Below are 17,553 nucleotides of genomic sequence, written 5' to 3'. Positions count from 1 at the left end.
TAATGAATGAAACCCATGAAATAAATAAAACAATAAAAGCAGATACCTTAACTATTGCTCTGCCCAAAGGAAAATTGGGTACAGATGCCATCGAGCTCTTGCAAAAAGCAGGTTATCCTGTGGAATCATTGGAGACAGATTCCAGAAAACTCTTCTTTGCATATCCGGAAGAGAATGTCAATTATATTATTTGCCGTCCTACAGACGTCCCTACCTATGTAGATTATGGTGCAGCAGATCTGGGGATTGTGGGTAAGGACTCCCTGGTGGAAAGCAATAAGGATGTTTTTGAATTGGTGGATCTTAAATTCGGAGCCTGTCGTTTTGTGGTAGCAATCCCCAAAAAACGGGCTGAAGAATTGGCCGATGAACAGGGTCATGTTTCCCTTTCTCACTTCAATCATACTCGGGTTGCGACGAAATTTCCCCGTGTCGCGGATGTATTTTTGCGGGACCAGGGCGTCCAGGTTGAAGTCATTAAGCTGCACGGTAATATTGAATTGGCGCCAAAAGTAAATCTTTCGGAAATGATTGTCGATATTGTGTCCAGTGGTGCCACCCTTAAGGAAAATGATTTGGTGCCGATTGCAGAGATTTTTTCTGCCTCAGCCCGTCTCATTGCCAATCGGGTCAGTTATCGTATCAAACACGAAAGAATGCAGGAACTAATTGAAAAAATGCGGGCATTAACCAAGGAGGAGACAGAGTCTGGTGATCAGAATAATCGATGCTAACAGCAAGGAATTTAGCCAATTAATCGAGAAAAAACAGGTGGAAGATCAAGGTTACCGTGGGTTGGTGGAAGACATTCTGGAGAACATAAAAGTGCGGGGGGATCAAGCCTTAATTGAGTATTCCCAAAAATTCGATTGTCCCACCCTGACCCTGGATGATCTTTTAGTTAAGAAAACAGAGATCGAAGCTGCATACGCCCAGGTGGATGAGGACTATCTTCTTTCTTTACGGATGGCCATGGATCAGATCCGTCGTTTTCACGAAAAGCAGCGCACCCATTCCTGGATGGAGCCGGATGAAAAAGGTTCCATCACGGGACAGATATACCGTCCTTTGGAACGGGTAGGGGTTTATGTGCCGGGAGGTACCGCATCCTATCCTTCTTCTGTGATGATGAATGTGCTCCCGGCTCAAGTCGCCGGCGTAGAAGAAATTATCATGGTTACCCCGCCGGGTAAGGACGGAACCCTCAATCCTTATACCTTGGTGGCTGCTCAAGAAGCGGGCGTCCAAAAAATTTATAAAATCGGGGGAGCTCAGGCGATTGCAGCATTAGCCTATGGTACCGATACGATTCCAAAGGTGGATAAGATCACAGGGCCGGGCAATATCTTTGTCACCATCGCGAAAAAAATGGTTTATGGCACCGTAGATATTGATATGCTGGCCGGACCCAGTGAGATTTTGGTGGTGGCTGATGAAAAGGCCAAACCGGAATTTTTGGCCGCTGATCTCCTTTCCCAAGCAGAGCATGATGTCCTGGCCACAGCACTTTTAGTGACCACCGATGGGGAACTAGCCCTTCAGGTGCAGCAGGAAGTGGAAAAACAGTTGCAGGTTCTTTCCCGGCGGGAGATTGCGGAGAAATCCATCAATGATCATGGCGCGATTATCTTGACCGCGGATTTAAAGGAATCCATGGAGATTGCCAATTTGGCAGCACCGGAGCATCTGGAGTTGATGGTGGAGAAACCTTTTGAGATTTTAGGACTGGTAAAAAATGCTGGAGCGGTATTTTTGGGAGCATATGCACCTGAACCTGTGGGAGATTATTGGGCAGGACCGAATCATATTTTGCCCACCGGGGGGACGGCACGCTTCTATTCTCCGGTGACGGTAGATACCTTTATGAAAAAAACCAGCGTCATTTATTTTACCAAGGAAAAACTGCAAAGTGACGGAGCACATATTATCCGACTGGCGGAAAAAGAAGGTTTGACCGCTCATGCCCAGGCAGTGCAAGTAAGGATGAAGGATTGATGATGATGCGGCAAGGAATGGTAGAAAGAAATACGGCGGAAACCCAGATCAAATTGATGCTGCAGTTAGAGGGTGAGGGCAAGCTGACAGGCAGCACGGGCATCGGCTTTTTCGATCATATGATGACCTTATTTTGCCGGCATAGCTTATTTGATTGTACCTTGGAAATGACCGGAGATTTAGACGTGGATGAGCATCATAGTATTGAAGATTTAGGTTTGGTGTTGGGACAGGCTTTCCGGGAAGCCTTAGGAGATAAAGCAGGGATTAACAGGTATGGTACTTTTTTTGTTCCCATGGATGAGACTTTGATAATGGTTAGTTTGGATCTGAGCGGGCGCCCGTATCTGGTATGTGATCTGGCCCCTCTTCCGGACAAGGTGGGAAATTTTGATACGGAGCTGGTTCCGGAATTTTTAAGAGCCTTTGCCTTTTCCGGAGGGATCACCCTTCATGTGCGGCAGATTTCCGGATCGAACAGTCATCATATTATCGAAGGAATCTTTAAAGCATTGGCGCGGGCTTTGCGCCAAGCTGCAGCCCGGGATAACCTGGAGAAAGGGATTCCCTCCAGCAAAGGCATCTTGTAAAAACAGGGAGATGAATTAATGATCGTCATTATTGATTATGGAATGGGAAACCTGGCCAGTGTCCAAAAAGGCATAGCTCGCACCGGATTTGATGGAGTGATCAGCAGTACCCCGGAGATACTCTCCCAGGCGGATGGGATAATTCTCCCCGGTGTGGGAGCATTTGAAGCGGGGATGAAAAATTTGCGGGAAAGAGGATTTCTTCCCGAGATCAAAAAGGCTGTTCAGGCCGGAAAGCCCTTATTAGGGATCTGTCTGGGCATGCAATTGCTTTTTGAAGAAGGGGAAGAACATGGGATTCATCAGGGTTTGGGTCTTTTTCCCGGCCGGGTTGTTAAATTTAATCATTTGCCGGACCAATTGAAAGTCCCTCATATGGGTTGGAATCAAGTGCGCAAAGCAGGGGATTATCCGCTTCTGAAAAACATTCCTTCCGATACCTATTTTTATTTTGTTCATTCTTATTATGTGATACCGGCAAATTCATCTCTCATTGGCGGTGTCACCCATTATGGCATAGATTTTCCGGCTGCGGTGGGAGAGGATCGCGTTTTTGGCATCCAGTTCCATCCGGAAAAAAGCAGCGCATGGGGGATGAAATTATTAAAGAATTTTGGAGAGTTGGTGGAAAATGTTAGTCATTCCGGCCATTGATCTCAGAGGTGGCAAGTGTGTGCGATTAATTGAAGGAAGACTTGATCAGGAAACGATTTATTCCGACGATCCGGCAGGCATGGCCCAAACCTTTGAACAAGCGGGTGCCGAAAGGCTTCATGTGGTGGATTTGGACGGAGCTTTTTCCGGTCAAATGGTAAATTTTGATGTCATTAAAAAGATCGTCCAAGGTATTAAAATCCCTGTTCAGCTGGGTGGAGGTATCCGTACCATGGACTCCATTGATCAGCTTCTGGATCTGGGGGTTAGCCGGGTAATATTGGGCACGGCAGCGATTTCCAATCTGGACCTGGTGCAAAAAAGTGTTGAGAAGTATGGCGGTCAAATCATGGTGGGCATTGACAGTAAAAACGGCCAGGTAGCCATTGAAGGCTGGGCAGAAACCGTAGGTAAAACGTATTTGGAGCTGGGCCATGAAATCCGATCCCTGGGGATCACCCAGGTGGTATTCACGGATACCCGCAGAGACGGGACCTTGCAGGGACCTAATCTGGCATCCTCGGCAGAATTAGCCCGAACTTGTGATTTAGAAGTCATTGTATCGGGAGGGGTATCCACCATCGAGGATATCAGAAAGATCCGGCAGCTGAAAGAGCCGGGGATTGTAGGCGTCATCATGGGCAAAGCTTTGTATGCGGGCAAGGTGGATCTGAAGGAAGCTATTAAAATCGGCAGAGGGGAGGAAGGATAATGTTGGCAAAACGGATTATTCCATGTTTAGACGTGACCGGGGGAAGGGTAGTCAAGGGAACGAATTTCGTTAATCTGCGGGATACAGGAGATCCGGTGGAATTGGCGCAGTTTTATGACCAATCCGGTGCTGATGAACTGATTTTTCTCGATATCACAGCCTCTTCCGAAGGCCGGGATATTATGTTAGATTTGGTGAAACGTACAGCAGAAGAGGTGACCATACCCTTTACCGTGGGCGGAGGACTAAGAACCATCGAAGATATCAGACAGATTCTTACTGCCGGAGCAGATAAGATTTCCCTGAATACCTCGGCGGTAGAAACCCCATCCCTCATCGAGGAAGGAGCGAAACAATTCGGCTCCCAATGTATTGTGGTGGCGATAGATGCCCGGCAGCAGGATGAGGGGCACTGGGAGGTTTATGTTAAGGGCGGTCGGGAGGCCACAGGCCTGGATGTCTTGTCATGGGCAAAAAAGGTGGAAGCTTTAGGAGCCGGGGAAATCCTCCTTACCAGTATGGACCGGGACGGAACGAAAGACGGCTATGATCTTCCTTTGGTCAAAGCCGTCTCCGAGGCAGTGCAGATTCCTGTCATTGCTTCAGGCGGGGCAGGCAATCTGCGCCATTTGGCAGATGGTCTCACCATCGGCGGATCCAGTGCTGTTTTGGCGGCTTCTATTTTCCATTTTGGTGAGGTTAGTATTAAGGAAGCCAAAACCTTTCTCCAGATGCAGGGCATTAATGTGCGTCCGGCAGAAATTCCTTCCTTACCTGACTTTACACAATTCTTAAAATTTGATGACCGGGGATTGATCCCGGCGGTTATTCAAGATGAAAAATCCGGCCAGGTGTTGATGGTTGCCTGGATGAATCAATCCTCCCTCCTTTTAACCTTTGTCTCCGGATATACCTGGTTTTATAGCCGCAGCCGGCAGCAACTATGGAAAAAAGGAGAAACTTCCGGCCATTTTCAACGGGTCAAGGAATTGTTTTATGATTGTGACGGCGATACTTTGCTGATTAAGGTGGACCAAACCGGTGTTGCCTGCCATACCGGGGAATTTAGTTGTTTTCATCATCAAGTGGATCTGGGGATCAAAGATCAGAGGCCTCTGCTCAATCTTTAACCTAAGGGATTCGACGCAGGTTTAGATTATGTATTGAAATAGAAATAACTGTACACAATGATTATGATGATGTGACCTTATTTTTTAAACTGATGGCAGGAACTTTTTCCGTCCTTGTGGAAGTAAGCATTAAACCGGTATCATCAAACAAATTATATTTAGGAAGTTGCAGAAAGTTAATGTTACTTCCTTTTTCTTTATATTTAGGATGGCATAGGGGGCTCATAAAATGGCAGATCATTCACCTGGGGCAACAGTAGAAATAACGGTCATTAAGATTGAAGGCACCGACCAGAAAACGGAAAGGGAATTGGTTGTGGTGGAAAAAGCATTGACAGTCTATGTCAACGACCAGGAATTTACTACCATGGTTTGTTCCCCCGGACAGGAAAAAGAGCTGATCGCAGGTTTTCTCTCCTCGGAAGGGATGATTCAAACTCCGGATCAGTTGGTAAAAACTTCATTAGACCAGGAAAAGGGCCTCATGTGGGTGGAGACAACCGGGGGGAGTGTGTTGGGGGAAACATTGTTCCTCAAGCGATATATTACTTCCTGCTGCGGCAAAGGAAAGACTTCCTTTTATTTTGCCAATGATGCCCGATTGACGAAAGAGATCACCAGTGCCCTCAAGATTACTTCGCGAGATGTAAGTCACTACATTAATCTTCTGGAAAGCAATTCAGAACTCTTCCATCAAACGGGGGGAGTGCATAGCGGTGCTTTCGCATCTCACGGACAACTGGATTCCTATGTCTTTGATATTGGACGCCATAACGTATTAGATAAGCTTTATGGCCATGCTTTTCTTAACGGGATTGATCTTACTCAAAAAGCAATCGTTTTCAGCGGACGAATTTCATCCGAGATTTTAATCAAGACCGGAAAAATGGGCTGTCCGATTTTAATTGGGGTGTCTGCTCCTACGGAATTGGCCATTAATTTGGCGGAAGAATTAGGTATTACTGTCATTGGCTTCGCCAGAAATAAGCGCATGAACGTGTATACCCATCCCGAAAGAATTCTTGTTTCTGATCAGCTATCTTCTTAAGGGCTGATCTTCTCCCATTTTAGATTATATAGATTATATAGGTGGTTTAAGAAAATGATTTATTTTGACAATGCAGCAACATCATGGCCTAAACCGGAGGCTGTGTATCAGGCGGTAGATCAATGCCTGCGAAAAAAAGGAGCCAATCCCAGCCGTTCAGGCCATCATATGTCATTGATGGCGGGACAGATTGTTTGGGAAACCCGCAGCTTGGTTGCTCAATTATTTAATATTCCCAATCCGGAACGTGTGGTTTTTACTTGCAACGCTACAGAAGGGCTTAACTTAGGACTAAAAGGAATTTTACATCCAGGAGATCACGTTATTACCAGTTCTTTAGAACATAATTCTGTGACCCGCCCTTTAGCGACAATGGAAGAAAAGGGGATTAAGGTTACCAAGCTGACAACTTCTATCTCACTGGGACTGGATCCCCACCAGGTAGCTGCAGCGATACAATCAAATACCCGTCTGATTATACTCAGTCACGCCTCAAATGTGACCGGGGTTTTGCATCCCATTGATGCCATTGGTAAATTGGCACGGGAAAAGGGAGTTTTATTGATGGTAGATGCCGCCCAAACAGCGGGCTCTTTCCCTATTGATGTTCAGGCCATGGACATAGATTTGCTGGCTTTTACCGGACATAAAGGCCTTTTGGGACCGCAAGGAACAGGGGGATTGTATATTCGGGATGGTCTCAGTCTTACGCCTTTGAAAGAAGGAGGGACCGGGGGAAATTCGGAACCTTCTTTGCAGCCCGAGGCGTGTCCGGAACGATATGAGAGCGGAACCCTTAACACCCCGGGTCTTGCAGGATTAGGAGCAGGGATTCGCTTTATATTGCAAATTGGATTAGCTGAGATTCGTGAGCAGGAAAGGGTATTGACAGAGAGATTATTAGGTGGTCTGGAAAGTATGCCAAATATTTCATTGTTTGGGCCTGAGCTTGGCAAGGACAGGGCTCCATTAGTTTCTTTTAATATTGGGAATAAAGAACCTGGGGAGGTATCCTTTATTCTGGACAAAGTTTTCAACATTGCGGCCAGACCAGGTCTGCACTGCGCACCGGATGCCCATCGTACCATGGGGACATTCCCTCAGGGTACGGTGCGGCTTAGTTTAGGATACTTTAACACTTTTGAGGAGGTAGATGTTGCTTTGGAGGCTATTTCTGCCATTGCTGCCAATCGAGCATAATAAATTGATCTCAAATAAATATTTCAATAGTGAAGAGCTGATTTTAACGGTTACGCACCTGAATAAAAATCAGCTCTTTTATATTAAAGTCATGATCATAAAAAGAACCAAATCATGGGATTATCACTAATTTATATCATTTGTAAAATATGAGATTATGATATAATGAGATAAAAGCAGATGTTTATTAAATATTTCTTTCAGAATAAGAGGAAAAAACAGATGGATAGCGAAAAAATATATAATATAGAAAGGAAAGGAGTGAAACGAATGGAAGAACAAAAGCAGGCAACGAATACAGAAAATCAAGGGACATCTTGGGATTTATCGGAAGTTAAAGCTTTTCTGGAAGTTACCTTGGAACAAGGGAGTAAGTTGTTAAAAGAATTATCCCAGAAGCCTATTGAAGGCGGAGAAGTATTATTAAAAAAAGCAGAGGATTACAGCAAAAAGGCTGTTGATAAGAGCACAGATGCTGTAAGACAACATCCGGTTATCACATTACTGGTGGCTTTTGGTTTAGGTTTCTTGGTGGTAAAACTACTAAAAAGGAAGTAAAGCTATGAACAGTATTGCAGAATTCTTAATTCAGGTAACAAATCTTATTGAAGCGGAATTTACTCTTCTGCAAGGAAGAGCAATAAACACAGCTATTGCTCTGGTAATGTTCATTGCAGCAGGCGTTTTATGCTTGGTGGCATTGCTTTTTGGTGTGTGGGGCATTTATTTAGGGCTTAGTCTCTTAATGCCGCGTTTTCTTGTTGCTTTTCTCATGGCAGCTGTAGCTTTGATCATGGGAGGGGGGTTGTTCTTGTGGGGCAAGAAAAAACTGTCCTAAGCGTGGAGGAAGCTAAGGAACAACTGCGCTTATCTGCTGCTAATGTTAATTTCAAGGAAGTCTGGCCTGATAATATGTGGCCTTTAACCATGGGAAGTTTTGCCGCGGGAGCGGTTGCTGCCAAAACAAGAAGTATTTCAATAGTTTTGACAGGAATCGGTTATGCCGCCCTTAGAAAGTTTATCAATATGGTGAGAAACAATTTGTAACCATTATCCCTCAATATTGATAAACAGAGTTCTTGGCATCAGGAGGAGTTTTTACTCCATCAGATGCTTAGAAATCGTTATCCAGGAACTTAGTGCCACTTATCCCATCGCTTTCAGAAGCGGGGGTATTAGTGGCAGTTAGTTATCGGACAAATATTTTCCGGAAAAATCAGAAGGAGTGCAACGAAAGATATTTTTCGCTGGACTCCTTTTGATTTTATTCTGGGATGTGCCTATTGAAATCTTGACACGGATTGAGGTATAATTTAAGAACCAATAAAGTATCAGATCCAATTAAAAATAATTAAAAACTTATGCTCCGAGCCTGACGATCCTAAGGCACCTGCTATGGATATCAGGCCTGGATTTAGATCCACAGAGTAAGGGCAGAAATGCTTTTGCTTGCTGATTGCGAAGGAGATGCATGATATCCGATTTTTTAAAAAAACCGGGATAATTGTCTGCATTTCATTGCAGGCTTTTTTTATACTCTTTAACCCTTGGACATGTAAGGAAGTTAACTTGGAGGTAACGAATTGAAAACAAATATTTCTTTAGAAGAAGCATTGGAACAATTACTGGCCTATTCCCATCCCACAGAAGTAGAAATGTGTCCATTGAATGATGCCCTGGGACGGATTCTGGGGGAGGATTTAACAGCTCAGGAAAACATCCCTCCCTTTGATCGTTCACCTTATGACGGCTTTGCTTTTCGGGCAGCGGATACGGCAACAGCAACGAAGGAACATCCGGTTACGATCGAAGTGATTGAAGAAATTCCGGCAGGTCATGCGCCTCAGCATAAGATTCGTGCTGGTCAGGGGGCAAAGATTCTGACTGGTGCTGCCATACCTGAGGGTGCTGATCTGGTGGTTCCTTTTGAGAAGACGGTATCTAAAGAAAACTACGTTACCGTTTTTCATGGTGGCAAATCAGGAGAGAATATTGTTCCCGCTGGGGAAGATATCCGAAAAGGAACCGTCTTCGCTCAAAAAGGCCTGAGCATTTCTCCTCCCATGATTGGGCTGATGGCATCTTTGGGATTCGCAAATATTCCTGTTTACCGCAAGCCCAGAATCGCTGTGTTTAGCAGCGGAGATGAACTTATGGATGTTTCCGAACAACTGGCTCCGGGGAAAATACGGAACAGCAATAGTTACACCTTAATGGGCTATATCAAAGAAATAGGGGCAGAACCGATTATGCTGGGCTTGGCCAGGGATCGGGTGGAAGATATAGCAGATCTGATGCGGCAGGGACTGGCTCAGGCAGATATGGTTATTTCTACCGGAGGGGTTTCGGTAGGTGATTATGATGTGGTAAAGGATGCCTATCCGCTGATTGGGGCGGAAACCTTATACTGGAAGGTGAAAATGAAGCCGGGTTCGCCTACAGCGGCAGCTGTCAAGGACGGGAAAATTTTATTGGGTTTGTCGGGAAATCCGGCATCAGCCATGGTGATATTCCAATTATTGGGCATGCCTTCTATAAAAAAGATGGCCGGGCAGCAAAACTATCTCCATGAAAAACTGGAAGTGGCGCTAAAGCAAAACTTTCATAAACAGAGCTCGAGCCGCAGATTTTTACGAGGCAGGCTGACTTTCAACGGCGGGAAATTATTTTTAGATATTTCAGGTGAACAAGGTAATGGGGTACTAAGTTCTATGGTGGGAAGTAATCTCTTGGCGGATATTCCGGCAGGAAGCGGACCTCTTGACTCCGGACAAAAGTTAAGTGCTTATTTGATTCAATCATAAGAGAACATGAAGGAAATGGACTTCGTGGCATAGGTAAACGGGGGGAGCCAGAATGATTGACAACTATGGTCGGGAAATCAATTATTTAAGGATATCTGTGACTGATTTATGTAATCTGAAATGCCAATATTGTATGCCGGCTCAGGGTGTAAAGAAAAAACGCCATGATGAAATTATGCGCATTGAAACCATTGAGAAGATTGCCCAGGCGGCGGTGAATATTGGCATCAAGAAAATCAGGCTGACCGGCGGGGAGCCTTTGGTGCGCAGGGGCATTATTGATTTGGTTTCTAGAATATCCAAGCTAAAATTCAAGGGGCTGGAGGACTTAGCCATGACCACCAACGGGTTGCTGCTGGAGCAATATGCCGCTGATCTCAAAAAAGCGGGATTAAATCGAGTGAATATCAGTTTGGATACTTTAGATCCGGTGAAATATCATAAAATTACCAGAGGCGGTGATCTGACCCAAGCTTTAAAAGGGATTGAAGCTGCTCAGAAAGCCGGGCTATCCCCGATAAAAATCAATGTGGTGCTGATCGGGGGTTTCAATGATGAAGAAATTGTTGATTTTGTCAATTTGACCAAGGATGAGAACTTTGAGGTTCGCTTCATTGAACTCATGCCTTTGGGGGAAGCAAGCGATTGGGATAAAAGTCATTTTTTGACGGGGGAAGAAATATTGCATCGTGTGCCCCAGTTAATTCCGCTGCCCACTAAAGGTAAGATCGGTGTCGCCCGTCTTTTTAAACTGCCTGACAGTAAAGGGAAGGTAGGCCTTATCAGCCCTTTAAGCAACCATTTTTGCCACGATTGCAATCGGGTGCGCATTACGGCAGACGGCAAGCTAAAGCCTTGTCTGCACGATGATGTGGAATTGGATATCCGAGATTACGATGAAGACCATTTGGAGCAATTCCTGATGGACGGCATCTATGGAAAACCTGTGCAACACCATATTCTGAAGCATGATTATATTCCGGTGGCAAGAAATATGAATGAAATAGGGGGATAATTGATGACAAGCATTCCGGTAATTTCTTTTGTGGGAAAATCGGAGTCCGGTAAAACAACCTTACTGGAAAAGGTAATTCGGGAATTAAAATTAAAAGGGATCAAACTGGCGATCATCAAGCATGACGCTCACCGTTTTGAGATTGACCATCCGGGAAAAGATACCTGGCGGCACGGACAAGCAGGGGCAGATATCGTCGCGATTTCATCACCTGAAAAGATGGCCATCATCGAAAAACGGGAACAGGAATTGACCCTGGATGAAGTCATTGAACGTATTTCACCCGTAGATATTATTATCACCGAAGGATATAGTCAAGGAAAAAAACCGAAGATTGAAGTTTTTCGATCTGAAGCTCATCAAAAGCTTCTCTGCCCGACCGGGGAACTATTGGCCATTGCCAGTGATATTCCTTGGGAGATTGGGGTACCCTGTTATCAGATTGATGATGCTGTTGGTGTGGCCTCAGAAATTGAAAAATATATCCGTACTTTTAGAAATAAAAAATGATTTTGAAAAGATAAATCTTGATAAATCGTAATAAATCTTTAGGAGGATTTTCATGGGGGAAATTGTCGCTGTGTGCTCCAGTGAAAAAAAAGGAGAGCGCAAAAAGAGAATACCAATAGGCCGTCTATTAGTTGATTTTGGGCTGGAAGGAGATGCCCATGGAGGGCCCTGGCATCGCCAGGTAAGTCTTTTAGCCATTGAAAGTATCGATAAAATGCGTGCCCAAGGTCTGGATGTTAATCCGGGAGATTTTGCAGAAAACCTGACGACGAAAGGGATCGATTTAGTATCCCTGCCTGTTGGTACCAAGATTCGGGTGGGGAAAGAAGCTATCGGGGAAGTCACCCAAATTGGTAAGGAATGCCATAATAAATGTGCTATCTACTATCAAGCCGGTGATTGTGTGATGCCTAAAGAAGGGATTTTTATCAAAATTCTACAGGCAGGGGAAGTAAAAGATGGGGATCCCATTGAGCTGGTAGAAAGATTATAGTTCGGCTTGGCATAAGCCAAGTTTTCTGATGGGGGGTTGGATGATGAAGGTAAGCGGTGTTATTCTTGCAGGAGGTAAAAGTCGGCGCATGGGGCAGGACAAAACCCTGATGACTTTTAATAATGAGACATTGATTGGGCATATGATCAAAGAATTAAAAGATGTTACAGACGAAATCATTATCGCCAGTAATCACAGCAATAAATATCAATTTCCCGGGATCACGGAAGTGGTGGACATCTATCCCGGTAAAGGCCCTTTAGCCGGTGTCCATGCCGGGCTGACAGCTGCCATGAATGAATATGCTTTTGTTGTATCCTCTGACATGCCTTTGTTTCAAGGAAAATTGGTGACCTATCTTGCTGAAAGGGCGCCGGACTACGATGTGGTAGTACCGAAACCCTTTGGTTACTGGGAACCTCTTTGTGCTCTCTATTCCAAGAATTGCCTTCCCGTGATGGAAAAATATCTCCGTGCATCTGATCATGCCGTAGCGGCGTTTCATTTTTATCCTGAAGTGAAGGTCTTAGAAATTAATGAAAAAGAATTAAGTGCATCCGGCAATATGAAGCATCTTTTTTATAATGTGAACACCCCGGAGGATTATCAGGCTTTAATGAGGCAGGAAAACCTAAAAGACAATAGGAAAAGTTTTTTTCATAAAGAAGCTTCTGATCAAAAAAAGGTGCTATAATAGATAGAAGCAGGAGGGATGAGCATGAGTGATACTAAACTAGGTAAGATTTTAAAAGAGGTTTATCAGGTGATTTTGGAGCGCAAAGAGGAGCGGCCGGAAGGATCTTATACCACTTATTTATTTGAAAAGGGACAGGACAAGATTTTAAAAAAGGTGGGGGAAGAAACGGCTGAAGTTATTATCGGTTCAAAGAATGATGATCAGGCCGAGGTGATTTACGAAAGTGCCGACCTGCTATACCATCTACTGGTGCTTTTTGCCTATCATGGAATAGAGTTGGATGAAATTGCTCAGGAGTTGGAAGGCAGAAGGTAAGAATAGACAAGGTAGGTTTTTTAAATCAAATTGCAGGATTGCAAAAGCTTACGGTAACTAATGTCGTTGCTTGGATTAGGTAGAATCATAAGAAGCCGGCCTCAAAGGGCTGGTTTTTTAAGTTACCTGGAGATAGATTCTGAGGAGGATACTATGGATTTGTTAACATCACTGAATCCCCAACAGCAGGAAGCCGTTAGATGTACAGAAGGCCCTTTGTTGATTATGGCCGGTGCAGGGTCGGGGAAAACAAGAGTTTTAGTTCATCGCGTGGCGTACTTAATTGAAGAAAAAGGTGTCGATCCTGCTCAAATACTGGCAATTACGTTTACGAATAAAGCTGCCCGGGAAATGCGGGAGCGCATTGAAAAATTGGTGGGAAACAGCAGCCGGCGTATGTGGATTGGTACCTTTCATGCCACTTGCGTCCGCATCTTGCGTCAGGACATCCACCATTTAGGATTTCATCGCAATTTTGTGATCTATGATGATAGTGATCAGCAGCTCTTAATTAAAAAATGCTTAAAAGAATTAAATATTGATGAAAAGAAATTCACACCTCGGGGTATGGCAGCAGCTATCAGCAACGCAAAAAATAAATGCTGGAACCCGGAAAAATTCGGCCAGATGGCAGGAGATTTTTTTGAAACTAAGGCGGCGGATGTATATAAACTGTATCAGAGGAAGCTCACGGAAAACAATGCTTTGGATTTTGATGATCTCATTATGAAAACAGTGGAGCTTTTCAGCAAGAAACCGGAGGTTCTTAGATACTACCGGCATAAGTTCTGCTACATTCTGGTGGATGAATATCAAGACACCAACCACAGTCAGTATCGTCTGATTCAGATGCTGGCGGAAGGTCACGAAAATCTGTGTGTCGTAGGTGATCCCGATCAATCCATCTACCGTTGGCGGGGAGCGGATATTCAAAACATTCTGGATTTTGAACAAGATTACCAAAATGCTCAGGTTATTCGTCTGGAACAAAATTACCGTTCTACGCAAAACATTCTTAATGCTGCTAATGCCGTTATTTGCCATAATATGGAGCGAAAAGAAAAAAACCTTTGGACGGACCAGGGGGCAGGGGCCAAAATTGTTTACCGGGTGACGGAGGATGAAAGGGCCGAGGGGGCTTTTGTGGCCGAAACAGCCTATGGTCTGCATGTACAGGAGGGCATCAGCTATCAGGACTGTGTGGTTCTGTACCGCACCCATGCCCAGTCTCGTGCCTTGGAAGATGCTTTTATCAAGTACAAAATCCCTTACCGGATTTATGGAGGGATTAAGTTTTATGATCGGAAAGAAATTAAGGATACCATGGCTTATTTGAAGGTGCTTTCTAATCCTGACGATGGGGTGAGTCTGGCCCGGATTATTAATGAACCGAAAAGGGGGATTGGATTAGCCAGCTGGGAAAAGGTAGAAAGCTATGCCGCCATGAAAGGGATCACTGCCTTCGCTGCCTTAGGAGAATTAATAGAGATTCCAGGTTTATCCGCCCGCGCCATCCATGCCTTGCAAGGGTTTTATGATTTCATGAAAACTTTGATGGAGAAGAAAAACCACTTGTTTTTAACCCCATTAGCAGAGGAATTATGGCAGCGCACCGGCTATATTAATGCTTTAAAGGAAGATAAATCTCCGGAAGGAGAGAGCCGTCTGGAGAATTTACAGGAATTTCTTTCTGTAACAGCTGAATTTGACCAAACAGCGGAAGAACCTACTTTAGAGAATTTTTTAGCACAAATATCCTTGTCCACAGATTTGGATTCTTTGCGGGAGGAAGACGCCGCCGTGACCATGATGACGCTGCATACGGCCAAGGGGCTGGAGTTTCCCGTGGTTTTTTTGGTGGGACTGGAGGAAGGAGTTTTCCCTCATGGCCGAGCCATGTTGGATGAAGAGGAGATGGAGGAAGAACGGCGTCTATGTTATGTAGGGATGACCCGAGCTAAGGAAAGATTATATATCAGCCGTTCCTATCACCGCATGCTTTGGGGAAAAAGTCAGTATAATGGTGAGTCACGCTTTCTTAAAGAAATCCCCGTGGAACTGATGGATGACGGTACCGGGGACCGTGGTACCGGGGATCGTCCTACCTCCGGAAACCAAAAAGCTATTTTATCTGCTCCCGGCAAGGCTGAGAGTTTGATGAATTTGGGGGATAAGGTGCAGCATGCCAAATTTGGCGTGGGTGTGATAGTAAAAACCAGCGGATCCGGGGAAGATATGGAAATCAGCGTTGCTTTTCCGGAACAGGGGATTAAGGGTTTTATGATTAAATATGCTCCGATAAAAAAGATTTAGCATCACCTGATTAAAAATAAGAGGTGTCTGGAATGGATTTTTCGACGGCAAGTGCCAGAGCAGATCAACTGAAAAAAGAGATTCAATATCATAATCAGGCCTATTACGAATTGGATCGGCCTGAAATCTCTGATGCAGCCTATGATCGGCTGCTGAAAGAGTTAATGAGATTGGAAAGTGAATATCCTCAACTGGCTGCTCCCGACTCTCCTACGCAAAGAGTGGGAGGCAAGCCATTAACCGGGTTTCAGACGGTGCACCATCCTGAACCCCTGCTTTCTTTGGGCAATGCTTTTAGCGCAGCTGATTTGAAAGTTTTTCACCAACGAGTGGTGCAAGCAGTGGGTGACCAGGTGGAATACGTGGTGGAACTGAAGATTGACGGCCTTACCGTAGCTCTGCGTTATGAGGACGGTTTTTTGGTCACGGGAGCTACCAGGGGGGATGGGACCACAGGGGAAGATATTACCCAAAACTTGAAAACCATTGTCACCGTCCCATTAAGTTTATCGGAGCCGGTCCCTTCCTTAATGGTGCGGGGAGAAGCTTTTATGCCCAAAAAAGCTTTCCTAAGGTTAAATGAGGAGCGGGATGAAGGGGGGGAAGCCGTTTTTGCCAATCCCCGCAATGCCGCTGCCGGCTCGTTGCGCCAATTAAGTCCTCAAATTGCTGCCTCCCGTCAGCTGCAGGTTTTTGTTTATGATCTGATCCATGTGGAAGGGAAAGAAATAAATAGTCATAGCCAAGCCCTAGATTATCTGGCGGAGCAGGGTTTCTTGGTGAATAAGGAAAGATATTTATCCGGCAGCATGCAAGAGGTGATTGATTACATTGAGCAGTGGACGGAAAAGCGCCACCGGTTACCTTATGAAATTGACGGCATGGTGGTTAAGGTAAATGATCTGGAGCAGCGCCGGGCACTGGGGGCAACCTCCAAAGCGCCCCGCTGGGCGATCGCCTATAAATTTCCGGCGGAGGAAGCAGAAACTCAGGTGCAGGATATTATCATCCGGGTGGGGCGTACCGGCGTCCTAACGCCTACCGCACTCTTAAAACCGGTGCGTTTGGCCGGCAGCACCGTCAGCCGTGCCACCCTGCACAATGAAGATAATATCAAAGAAAAAGATATTATGATCGGTGATAATGTGGTTATACATAAGGCGGGGGATATTATTCCTGAGGTAATCCAGGTGGTGAAAGATAAACGGACCGGAGCAGAAACACCCTTTGTCATGCCGGAAAAATGCCCGGAATGCGGTTCCCAGGTGGTGCGCTTAGACGATGAAGTCGCCTCCCGGTGTACGGGAGGAGCTTGTCCCGCACAGCTTCGGGAAACCTTAATTCATTTTGTTTCCCGGGATGCCATGGATATTGACGGTATGGGGCCGAAGGTTCTGGCCCAGTTGTTAGCATCGGGTTTGGTGCATGACGCGGCCGATCTTTATTATCTGTCTCAGGAGCAATTGGAAAAATTAGATCGCTTAGGGGAAAAATCTGCCCGTAACCTTTTAACTGCTTTGGAAAAGAGCAAGAATAATACCCTGGCCCAATTGATCTTTGCCCTGGGCATTCGTTTTGTGGGCACACGAACGGGAAAAATCCTGGCCCAGCACTTTAGTTCTCTGGAGGATTTAGGTGCTGCATCAGAAGAAACCTTAATAAAAATTCCGGAAATCGGCGCCAAGATTGCCCAAAGCATTACCATGTATTTTCGACAGGAACAGAATCTGCGCATCCTGGAAAAGTTAAAAGAAGCGGGGGTAAATATGACCGCTGAAAAAATGTCCCCAAAAGGAAACCTCACCGAGAAAACCTTCGTTATCACCGGAACTTTACCTACCTTGTCCCGAAAGGACGCCCAGAATCTGATTGAGGAAAGGGGCGGCAAGGTCTCCGGCAGTGTAAGCAAGAATACAGACTATGTGGTAGTGGGAGAAGATCCCGGTTCCAAATATGATAAGGCATTGGCCTTAAATATTCCCCTTCTTAATGAAGAAGAATTGTTGCAGCTGATCCATGCAGATAAATAAGTTTGCTCTATTGATCAAATTCCAAGACTCCCACTTCTATAAGTGGG

At 45.1% G+C, this 17,553-nt stretch carries 19 protein-coding genes, 1 pseudogene and 1 riboswitch; all 20 genes and pseudogenes read left to right on the top strand.

What is annotated here, in order from left to right:
- Positions 1-2 precede the first annotated feature (2 nt).
- The 20 genes and pseudogenes from hisG (at position 3) to ligA (ending at position 17,506) form a co-directional block, all read left to right on the top strand.
- The gene (hisG, locus tag CEQ75_RS17245; protein ID WP_276538686.1) at positions 3-734 is read left to right on the top strand and encodes an ATP phosphoribosyltransferase; all 732 of its coding nucleotides are present in this window, start codon (positions 3-5) and stop codon (positions 732-734) included.
- Entirely contained in the window at positions 712-1,995 is a 1,284-nt protein-coding gene (gene hisD / locus CEQ75_RS17240; RefSeq protein ID WP_420828426.1) for a histidinol dehydrogenase, read from the top strand. Before hisG ends, hisD begins: the two co-directional genes overlap by 23 nt.
- 5 nt (positions 1,996-2,000) lie before the next feature.
- Complete coding sequence (gene hisB / locus CEQ75_RS17235; protein WP_089612690.1) at positions 2,001-2,585, top strand: imidazoleglycerol-phosphate dehydratase HisB; 585 nt, start codon at positions 2,001-2,003, stop codon at positions 2,583-2,585.
- Positions 2,586-2,603: 18 nt separating this feature from the next.
- The gene (gene hisH / locus CEQ75_RS17230) at positions 2,604-3,239 is read left to right on the top strand and encodes an imidazole glycerol phosphate synthase subunit HisH (RefSeq protein WP_089612263.1); all 636 of its coding nucleotides are present in this window, start codon (positions 2,604-2,606) and stop codon (positions 3,237-3,239) included.
- Positions 3,217-3,951, top strand: coding sequence for a 1-(5-phosphoribosyl)-5-[(5-phosphoribosylamino)methylideneamino]imidazole-4-carboxamide isomerase (hisA, locus tag CEQ75_RS17225; RefSeq protein WP_089612262.1), 735 nt, complete (start codon positions 3,217-3,219; stop codon positions 3,949-3,951). Before hisH ends, hisA begins: the two co-directional genes overlap by 23 nt.
- A pseudogene (gene hisF / locus CEQ75_RS17220) lies at positions 3,951-4,703 on the top strand (imidazole glycerol phosphate synthase subunit HisF); the annotation flags it as partial. The gene hisA and the pseudogene hisF, both read left to right, overlap by 1 nt.
- Positions 4,683-5,081 (top strand): phosphoribosyl-AMP cyclohydrolase, encoded by a 399-nt coding sequence (hisI, locus tag CEQ75_RS19105; RefSeq protein WP_242965496.1) that lies wholly within the window; start codon positions 4,683-4,685, stop codon positions 5,079-5,081. The pseudogene hisF and the gene hisI, both read left to right, overlap by 21 nt.
- A gap of 229 nt (positions 5,082-5,310) precedes the next feature.
- A complete protein-coding gene (gene fdhD, locus CEQ75_RS17215) occupies positions 5,311-6,129 on the top strand; it encodes a formate dehydrogenase accessory sulfurtransferase FdhD (protein WP_089612260.1) in 819 nt (272 codons plus the stop codon).
- 54 nt (positions 6,130-6,183) lie between these two features.
- On the top strand, positions 6,184-7,329 hold the full coding sequence (locus CEQ75_RS17210; RefSeq protein WP_089612259.1) for an aminotransferase class V-fold PLP-dependent enzyme: 1,146 nt from the start codon (positions 6,184-6,186) through the stop codon (positions 7,327-7,329).
- 270 nt (positions 7,330-7,599) lie between these two features.
- On the top strand, positions 7,600-7,887 hold the full coding sequence (locus CEQ75_RS17205; RefSeq protein WP_089612689.1) for a hypothetical protein: 288 nt from the start codon (positions 7,600-7,602) through the stop codon (positions 7,885-7,887).
- A gap of 4 nt (positions 7,888-7,891) precedes the next feature.
- The gene (locus tag CEQ75_RS17200; RefSeq protein WP_089612258.1) at positions 7,892-8,167 is read left to right on the top strand and encodes a phage holin family protein; all 276 of its coding nucleotides are present in this window, start codon (positions 7,892-7,894) and stop codon (positions 8,165-8,167) included.
- Complete coding sequence (locus CEQ75_RS17195; protein ID WP_089612257.1) at positions 8,143-8,376, top strand: hypothetical protein; 234 nt, start codon at positions 8,143-8,145, stop codon at positions 8,374-8,376. The genes CEQ75_RS17200 and CEQ75_RS17195 overlap by 25 nt, the downstream gene beginning before the upstream one ends.
- A gap of 305 nt (positions 8,377-8,681) precedes the next feature.
- Positions 8,682-8,812, top strand: a riboswitch (molybdenum cofactor riboswitch).
- 100 nt (positions 8,813-8,912) lie between these two features.
- Complete coding sequence (locus tag CEQ75_RS17190; protein ID WP_089612256.1) at positions 8,913-10,133, top strand: molybdopterin molybdotransferase MoeA; 1,221 nt, start codon at positions 8,913-8,915, stop codon at positions 10,131-10,133.
- 52 nt (positions 10,134-10,185) lie between these two features.
- Complete coding sequence (moaA, locus tag CEQ75_RS17185; RefSeq protein ID WP_089612255.1) at positions 10,186-11,148, top strand: GTP 3',8-cyclase MoaA; 963 nt, start codon at positions 10,186-10,188, stop codon at positions 11,146-11,148.
- A 3-nt stretch (positions 11,149-11,151) separates the two neighbouring features.
- Positions 11,152-11,658 carry a molybdopterin-guanine dinucleotide biosynthesis protein B gene (gene mobB / locus CEQ75_RS17180; RefSeq protein ID WP_089612254.1) on the top strand — a complete coding sequence of 169 codons (507 nt, stop codon included), beginning with the start codon at positions 11,152-11,154 and terminating at the stop codon, positions 11,656-11,658.
- A gap of 52 nt (positions 11,659-11,710) precedes the next feature.
- Positions 11,711-12,151 (top strand): MOSC domain-containing protein, encoded by a 441-nt coding sequence (locus tag CEQ75_RS17175; protein WP_089612253.1) that lies wholly within the window; start codon positions 11,711-11,713, stop codon positions 12,149-12,151.
- Positions 12,152-12,191: 40 nt separating this feature from the next.
- Positions 12,192-12,845: a molybdenum cofactor guanylyltransferase gene (mobA, locus tag CEQ75_RS17170; RefSeq protein ID WP_198306588.1), complete on the top strand. Its 654-nt coding sequence runs from the start codon at positions 12,192-12,194 to the stop codon at positions 12,843-12,845.
- 24 nt (positions 12,846-12,869) lie between these two features.
- Entirely contained in the window at positions 12,870-13,163 is a 294-nt protein-coding gene (gene hisE, locus CEQ75_RS17165; RefSeq protein WP_476700543.1) for a phosphoribosyl-ATP diphosphatase, read from the top strand.
- A 153-nt stretch (positions 13,164-13,316) separates the two neighbouring features.
- Positions 13,317-15,476: a DNA helicase PcrA gene (gene pcrA, locus CEQ75_RS17160; protein WP_089612250.1), complete on the top strand. Its 2,160-nt coding sequence runs from the start codon at positions 13,317-13,319 to the stop codon at positions 15,474-15,476.
- Between the two features lie 32 nt (positions 15,477-15,508).
- Positions 15,509-17,506: an NAD-dependent DNA ligase LigA gene (gene ligA / locus CEQ75_RS17155; protein ID WP_089612249.1), complete on the top strand. Its 1,998-nt coding sequence runs from the start codon at positions 15,509-15,511 to the stop codon at positions 17,504-17,506.
- Positions 17,507-17,553 lie beyond the last annotated feature (47 nt).

It is taken from the genome of Dehalobacterium formicoaceticum, from assembly GCF_002224645.1.
Classification (GTDB): domain Bacteria; phylum Bacillota; class Dehalobacteriia; order Dehalobacteriales; family Dehalobacteriaceae; genus Dehalobacterium; species Dehalobacterium formicoaceticum.
The sequence above is the reverse complement of the archived record's forward strand: the minus strand, read 5'-3'. Positions and strand labels throughout refer to the sequence as shown.